Source organism: Micromonospora sp. ALFpr18c (assembly GCF_008868155.1).
GTDB lineage: Bacteria > Actinomycetota > Actinomycetes > Mycobacteriales > Micromonosporaceae > Micromonospora.
In genome coordinates, this window is record NZ_WBKR01000267.1 from 1 (window position 1) to 6,616 (window position 6,616).

A 6,616-nucleotide genomic window follows, 5' to 3' on the forward strand; every position below is an offset into this window, starting at 1 on the left:
CGTGCCGAACCCGCCGGCCGTGCCGAACCCGCCGGCCGTCCCGGACCCGCCCGCTGCGCCGAAGGCGCCTGCTGCGCCGAGGCGCCCCGCGGGACCAGCGCCGCCCGTCGTCCCGGACTCGTCCGTCCACTCGCGGCCGACCGTCGTACCGGAAGCCTGGAAACCGCCCGGACCCGGACCACCGTGCCGCGCGGACGCCGCGGAACCACCCGTGGTGCCATCTCCGCCGTGAGCGTGAGGCTCGACGGTCTGGGCGGCGGGCCGGACCTCCTCCGCACGTCCGGATGGCCGTGCGGCCCCGGACCGCGGCCGCTCCGCAGCGGTCGACGCCGCGTCACCTGCCGACAATCCGTCGTCGCCGCCCCGCGTCTGCTGTATGGCGGTCGGTGGCGGGTCGAGGTCCAGTTCGCGCAGCAGGCCCGGGGCGTGTGCGGCGACCAGGTTCAGCCAGTGCGGTGGTGGCTCCCCGAAGCGACGCGGCACGTCCGCCGGGCGCTCCGCGGGTACGCCGGGTTCCTCGATCCGCCCGGCGAGGCGCTGCGCCGCCCCGGCCGCCGAGCGCAGCCGGTCGGCCAGCCAGTTACGCGGGGGTCGGCGCGGTGGCACCGCCGGTCTCCAGCTCCAGGCCCTCGTAGCGCAGGGTCAGCGACGCGATGGCGATCTCGTGGCTGAGCGTGTTGAGGTGCGCCCCGCGCCACCGGGTGGGCCAGGCGTCGATCAGGTTCCACCGCAGCACCTCGGCGGTGCCCACCGGGTCCAGCAGGACCACCGAGACGTTGCGGCGGTTGACGGTGCCCTGCGCGGTGGCGTTCACCCAGTCCCACAGTTCCCGGGACGCGGTGAGCCCGAAGTGCAGGGTCACCGGCTCGTACTCGGCCTGGCCCGGCACCATCCGCATCCGGCCGACGCCGTGCTCCCGGTACGGCTGCCCGGGAATGTTCACCTCCAGCCCGCTCATCTCGGTGAAGTGGCCGTTGGTGACACCGTTGATGAGCAGCCTGAAGTTGTAGGCCCGGTACGGGTCGACCGGTGCGCCCGGTTGCGGGGCGGCCGTGGTGGGCATGTCAGCCTCCGATCGTCTCGGTCTCGGTGCCGCCGGCCCACTGGCTCAGCTTGAACACCACGAATTCGGCGGGTTTGACGACGGCGATGCCGATGTGGGCGATCACCATGCCCGCGTCGCGGACGTCCGGCGGGTTGGTCTCCTCGTCGCACTTGACGAAGAACGCCTCCTCGGGGCTGCGTCCGAGCAGTGCGCCGTCGCGCCAGACGCGGGTGAGGAACGCCCCGATGTCGCGGCGGATCGAACGCCAGAGCGTGAAGTCGTTGGGCTCGAAGACCATCCAGCGGGTGCCGTTGGCGATGGCCTGCTCGATGGCGATGCTGAGCCGCCGTACGTTGAGGTAGCGCCACTCGCTGGCCTCGGCGGCGAGCGTACGGGCGCCCCAGACGCGGATGCCCTCGCCGGCGAAGTAGCGGATCACGTTGACGCCCTTGGGGTTGAGCACGTCGTGTTCGGGCCGGGTGACGAGGTAGCCCAGGTCGACGGCGCCGCGTACCGGCTCGTTGGCGGGTGCCTTGTGGACGCCGCGCAGGGCGTCGGTGCGGGCCCAGATGCCGGCCAGGTGCCCGCTCGGCGGGGTGAGTTCCAGCTCCCCGCTGATCGGGTCACGGACCCGCAGCCACGGGTAGTAGAAGGCGCCGAACTCGGACTGCCGGGGCCGGTACGCCGCCCCGTCCACGCCACCCGAGCCGCCGGGACCGCCGGAGCCGGCGGCGCTGCCGCCGGCACCCTCGGCGGGTTTCGGAGGCTTGCCGGACGACGGTGTGGCGACGCGGGTCAACGCGGCGATGTCGTCGATGTCGGGCGCCGGGTCGCAGATCGCGACCATCGTGCGGGTCCGTTCGGCCATGCTGAGCAGCGCCTCGTGGGCGACCACGTCGTGGAAGCCGGGCGCGGCGATGATGGAGATCTCGTCGATGGCCTCCAGCAGTTGCAGGCCGCCGCGTTGCTTGCCGGTGCCGGTGATCGCGCCGCCGTCGCCGACGTTGACGATCCAGCAGCGGGCGCCGCCGTTGTCGAGGAAACCGAAGACCGCCCGGGCCAGCGGGGTGCTCTCCACCTGGTCCCCGCCGGCGAAGAGCCGCAGGAACTCGGTCCAGTTGTTGACCGGTACCGCTTTGCCCAGGTGGGCGCCACGGTCCGGGGCGACGCCGACGAACGCGGCGATGCTGGTGCTCGCCGGTCCGATGGGTCGGGCGCCGCTGGGGACCTCCTCGACGTAGATGCCGGGGGAGAAGTAGCTGGGCATCGGTCCTCCTGTGCGGGTGGGCGTCAGTTGGTCGGTGGCGCGCAGACGATGACGATGTCGTCCTCGTCCGCGTCGACGTCGGCGGTGAGCACGAGCCCTCGTCCGGTCAGCCGCAGTCGTACCGGTGCGGGGTGTTCGGGGTCGTGCGGGACGCCGACGATGAGGAACCGGCCGTCGGGGTCGGTGTGGGTGGCCGACGGGCTGCCGGGCAGTTCGACGCGCATCGCCGCCAGTGGTTGGTCCTCGGGGCCGACCACCCGGCCGGCGAGGCTGCGTACCGCAAGGTGGTGCAGCCGCAGCGGTCGCAGCACCGGCGGCGCGGCCGGGGTCGGGTGGTCCACCTGCGCCGGCACGTCGATGAGCAGTGCCGGGCGGGGTGCGGCGCCGAGCGCCGTCCACAGGGTGGGGTCGCCGGCCTCCAGCACCACCGGGTAGCTGCCGTCGCTGGTGGCAGCGGTGAGCACCCGGTCGAGGCGGTCCAGTCCGGCCGGTCCGGTCACGCAGAGCAGGTAGCGGATCGTGAACCGGTACGGTTCGCGGACCGCGCCGCTGGAGCGGGTCTGCCGGGCCGGGCGCAGATCCATCGGCCAGAGGGTGAGCCCGTCGCCGTCGGTGCGGGGCGGGCCGATCGGGACGGGTTCGCCCGCCGCGCCGGTCAGCCAGGTGGCCAGCTCGGTGGTGGCCGTCTCGATCGGTCCGCGCCCGGTCATCGCGGCGGCGTCCCCTGGATCCGGTACGCGATGGCCTCGTTCCACACGTGCGGGTAGACGCCGATCTCGAAGTACCGGGTGAAGCGGTTGATCGGGGCGTTCGTGTGGTCGTGGTAGAGCAGCCACACCGGGGCGATGGTGAACAGCACGTAGTTCGCCAGCACCAGCGGGATGTAGAGCGGGCCGAGCAGGCGCGCCTGGAAGATGTGCACGTCCTCGTGTCGCTGGATGCCCGAGCTGGAGCCGGCGCAGACGGTGCCGATGGTGGTGGCGTAGCGGGGTGAGACGCCCTCCACCACGCTGACTCGGCCACTGCTCAGTGAGGTGGGCCGGTCCAACGAGTGCCCGAAGATCAGGTGCACGGCCAGGTAGATGGCCCCGACGACCGTGTTCAGCAGGCTCCAGGTGTGGTCGACGACGAAGAGGAAGATGCCGCGCGCGTCCGACGCGTACACCCCGGCGGAGGCCACCGCCCAGCCGAAGACCGCGCCGACCAGCAGGCCCACGACGGCGCCGATGAGCAGGCCGACCGGGCCGCCGGCCAGGAGGCCGAGGACGGCGCCGACGCAGACCTGGACCGCCGCGCTGAGAATTCCGAAGATCATGACGTCACCCCTCAGACCCAGGAGCGGAAGACTCGGGGCTCGCGACCGCTCGCGACCTGGGTCGGGGTCGCCTGCCGGTTGCCGGGCGGGAACTGGTTGATGCCGAGCGCGGCGGAGAAGATCACCAGCGCGTTGAAGAACGCGATGACCCACTTCTCGCCGCCGGCCTCGTCGGCGAACGCCGCGGTCACGTAGGACAGCAGCAGTGCGATGGCGATGGCGATCCACTTGCGGAGCTTGTCCCCGCTGGGGCCGATCAGGCCGCCGATGACGTTGGTGGCCAGCAGGGTGGCGGCGCTCGCGCCGGCGATGCTGCCCAGGGCGGCCCAGGTGAAGAGATCGTTCACGGCGATCCCCCTTTTCTGCGATGGTGCGACCGGGATGTGGTGGAGGTGAGGTCCGGTGCCCCCGGGCGGGAGCGCCGGGGCCGGTCGCCGTCGTCGCGGGGCGGCCGGGGCCGGGCGTGGCCGGCAGGGCCGGCCACCGATGGATCAGCCGGGCCCCGCCGCGCCCGGAGACGGACCGGGCGCGGTCGGACCGGGCGCGGCCGGCGCCGTCGGGCGGCGGCGACGCAGCAGGAGTACGCCCACCGCGGCGAGCAGCACCACCAGGAGTACGCCGCCGACGACCAGCAGCCACGGGAACCCGCTGTCGTCGCCGGCGGCTGCCGGCGAGGTCGACGGTCGGGGTGGCGCCTCGGCCACGGCACGCAGTTCGGCCGGCTTGTCCTGGTTGGGGTTCACCTTCCAGCTGACCGAGCGGCCGTTGACCGTGCCATTGCTGTCGATCACCCGGCCCGGAAATGTCACCGAGATCTCGAACGACATCAGTTTCATGAATGCCTGCTGGTTCTGCGGATTCTGCTCGGCGACCTTTCCGCCGTACTTCTTCGGATCGAGCGGCAACGTGAAGCGGTAGAAATCGCCGTCCCGGACCAGTTTCACGCTCTCGCTGTCGAACGTCTTCAGCGGCGCCTTGCGGTAACTGATCTGGGATCCGAAGAGTTGGCTGTCCTCGTAGCCGGTCTCCTCGCCCGGAGGCAGCGCGGGAATGTTCTGCCGCAGCTCCGCGAAGGCCGCCGAGATGTTCTTGTTCCGTGCGGTGAGCACGGACTTCTGGGCCGTCAGCAGCAGCTGCCCGTCGACCGTGTCGTCGGCGTTGACGGTGAGGCCCATGTTGAGTTGCATGCAGCCGCTCAGCGCGGCGAGAAGAACGAGACACACCGCGACGCGGAGTGCCCTACCGCGGTTGACTCTCCTGTTCATGCGCTCAGTGTGTGTGATCGCTTTCACCACGAGCAGTCAGCGATCAGTCACAATGCAGTCGCCGATTGTACCGGCGAACTGTCGTCTTTACCCGGGGCCGCCGACGGCACAAATGGCTATTCTGGAGTTTTGGGCCGACGTGCGGTTCGCCGCCCCTCCGGTGCGAAGATGATGGTGATCGCCGCCGGCCGAGCGCCCACCTTCTCGGCCCGCCGTCTCGGCCCGCCTTCTCAGCTCGCCGGTGGCGTTCGTGGACGGTCTGCTCTTCGACCGCCTGGTCGGGGCCGGCGCGCTCACCGCCCCACCACCCGGCAGCCCGGCCAGCCGTGCCGACCTGACCACCGCCGTCCGTACGCTGCTGCGTGCCCTGACCGGAAGCTGACCGGACGGCCGGTGCGGCCGGCGCGCGTCCGGCCTGCGGGTCCGCCGCGTGATGGGCGGCGCGTCGGGCCTGGGGAGCGGCCCGGTGAGCCGGTTCGCCACGTGATGGGAGACGATCAGTTCGGGTACCGGGACCGCCCGGCGCGGCGCGGTGCCGGTCCGTTCGGCTGGAGCGGTGTGCGGGGAGGTGGACGGATGCGGCGGCTCACCGGGCTACGGGTCGCCGGCGGGCGACTGCGGCACGGCTGGCGGCCGGTGCTGGAGGCCACCGTCGCCGCGACCGTCGCCTGGCTGCTCGCCACCCGGCTGCTCGGGCATCCGCAGCCGTTCTTCGCGCCGGCCGCCGCGTTGATCGTCCTCGGGCAGGCGCGGGGGCAGCGCATCCGGCGGGCCGTCGAAGTCATCCTCGGGGTGGCCGCCGGGGTGCTGGTCGCGGACCTGGTGGTGCAGGCGCTGGGGCCGGGCAGCACCTGGACGGTCTTCACCGTCATTCTGCTCACCGTCCTGCTCGCGGTCGCCTTCGGCGCGACCGGCGTGACCCTGGTACAGGCCGCGGTGTCCGCGCTCTACCTGGTGGTGGTCGCGCCGCCGGACGGGACGCTGGTGCCGTTCCGCTTCGTCGACGCGTTGATCGGCGGCGCGGTGGCGCTCGCGGCCAGCCTGCTGGTCGACGCCCGGCACCCGCTCGCGCCGCTGGTCGCCGAGGTGCGGCACACGTTTGACGAACTGGCCGGCCTGCTGGCCGGCATCGCCGACGCGCTGGACCGCCGCGACGAGTCGGCGGCGATGGACGAACTGACGCGGGCCCGGGGGATGGACGTCCGCGTCGACGGTCTGCGCGACGGGGTGCTCGCCGCCGGTGAGGCGCTGCGGCTCAACGTGCGGCGGCGTCGGCACATCGGCCGGCTACGGTCGGTCGACGAGTCGGTCCGCCAGATCGACTACGCGGTACGCAACGTCCGGGTGCTGGCCCGTGCCGGGGTGACGCTCAGCCGCCTGCACACCCCGGTGCCGCCCGAGTTGGGCGTCGCGCTGCGGTCGCTCGCCGAGGCCGTCCGCGAGGCCGGTGCCGCGCTCGCCGCCGACCTGAACGGCCAGGACGAGGCCGCCGACCGGTACGCCAGCCGGGCGGACGAGTCGGCCCTCGCCGCCGTGCACACCGCCGGGCAACTGTTCGGCTCGACGCAGGCCCTTCCGCTCGCCATGATCATCGGTCAGGTTCGGGCCACGGCTATCGACCTGCTCCGCGGCGTCAACCCCGACGACGACGCCGCCGTCCTCGCCCGCGTCGACGAAGCCCTCGGCCTCCCCGGTGCGGGACGTGACGCTCGGCGGTTTCTCCG

8 protein-coding genes and 1 pseudogene are annotated in these 6,616 nt (G+C 72.6%); 2 read left to right on the forward strand and 7 right to left on the reverse strand.

Going from position 1 to position 6,616, the window contains the following annotated elements; genetic code table 11:
• The 7 genes and pseudogenes from F8271_RS33530 to F8271_RS28975 all read right to left on the reverse strand — a co-directional run.
• A pseudogene (locus F8271_RS33530) lies at positions 1–606 on the reverse strand (hypothetical protein); the annotation flags it as partial.
• Complete coding sequence (locus F8271_RS28950; protein WP_151493007.1) at positions 581–1,063, reverse strand: phage tail protein; 483 nt, start codon at positions 1,061–1,063, stop codon at positions 581–583. The gene F8271_RS28950 and the pseudogene F8271_RS33530, both read right to left, overlap by 26 nt.
• 1 nt (position 1,064) lies before the next feature.
• A complete protein-coding gene (locus F8271_RS28955) occupies positions 1,065–2,312 on the reverse strand; it encodes a phage tail sheath subtilisin-like domain-containing protein (protein WP_151493008.1) in 1,248 nt (415 codons plus the stop codon).
• 23 nt (positions 2,313–2,335) lie between these two features.
• Positions 2,336–3,022, reverse strand: a complete 687-nt coding sequence (locus tag F8271_RS28960) for a carboxypeptidase regulatory-like domain-containing protein (protein ID WP_151493009.1) — start codon at positions 3,020–3,022, stop codon at positions 2,336–2,338.
• Complete coding sequence (locus tag F8271_RS28965; RefSeq protein WP_151493010.1) at positions 3,019–3,627, reverse strand: glycine zipper family protein; 609 nt, start codon at positions 3,625–3,627, stop codon at positions 3,019–3,021. The genes F8271_RS28960 and F8271_RS28965 overlap by 4 nt, the downstream gene beginning before the upstream one ends.
• Positions 3,628–3,638: 11 nt before the next feature.
• Positions 3,639–3,974 carry a hypothetical protein gene (locus F8271_RS28970; protein WP_151493011.1) on the reverse strand — a complete coding sequence of 112 codons (336 nt, stop codon included), beginning with the start codon at positions 3,972–3,974 and terminating at the stop codon, positions 3,639–3,641.
• Positions 3,975–4,118: 144 nt separating this feature from the next.
• Positions 4,119–4,892, reverse strand: a complete 774-nt coding sequence (locus tag F8271_RS28975; protein WP_151493012.1) for a DUF3153 domain-containing protein — start codon at positions 4,890–4,892, stop codon at positions 4,119–4,121.
• A gap of 241 nt (positions 4,893–5,133) precedes the next feature.
• Between F8271_RS28975 and F8271_RS28980 the strand changes: the two genes are divergently transcribed.
• Together F8271_RS28980 and F8271_RS28985 are read left to right on the forward strand one after the other, a co-directional pair.
• Positions 5,134–5,274, forward strand: coding sequence for a hypothetical protein (locus tag F8271_RS28980; protein WP_225854837.1), 141 nt, complete (start codon positions 5,134–5,136; stop codon positions 5,272–5,274).
• Positions 5,275–5,468: 194 nt separating this feature from the next.
• Positions 5,469–6,616, forward strand: a 1,148-nt coding sequence (locus F8271_RS28985; protein WP_151493013.1) for an aromatic acid exporter family protein, incomplete at its 3' end; no start/stop codon positions are given.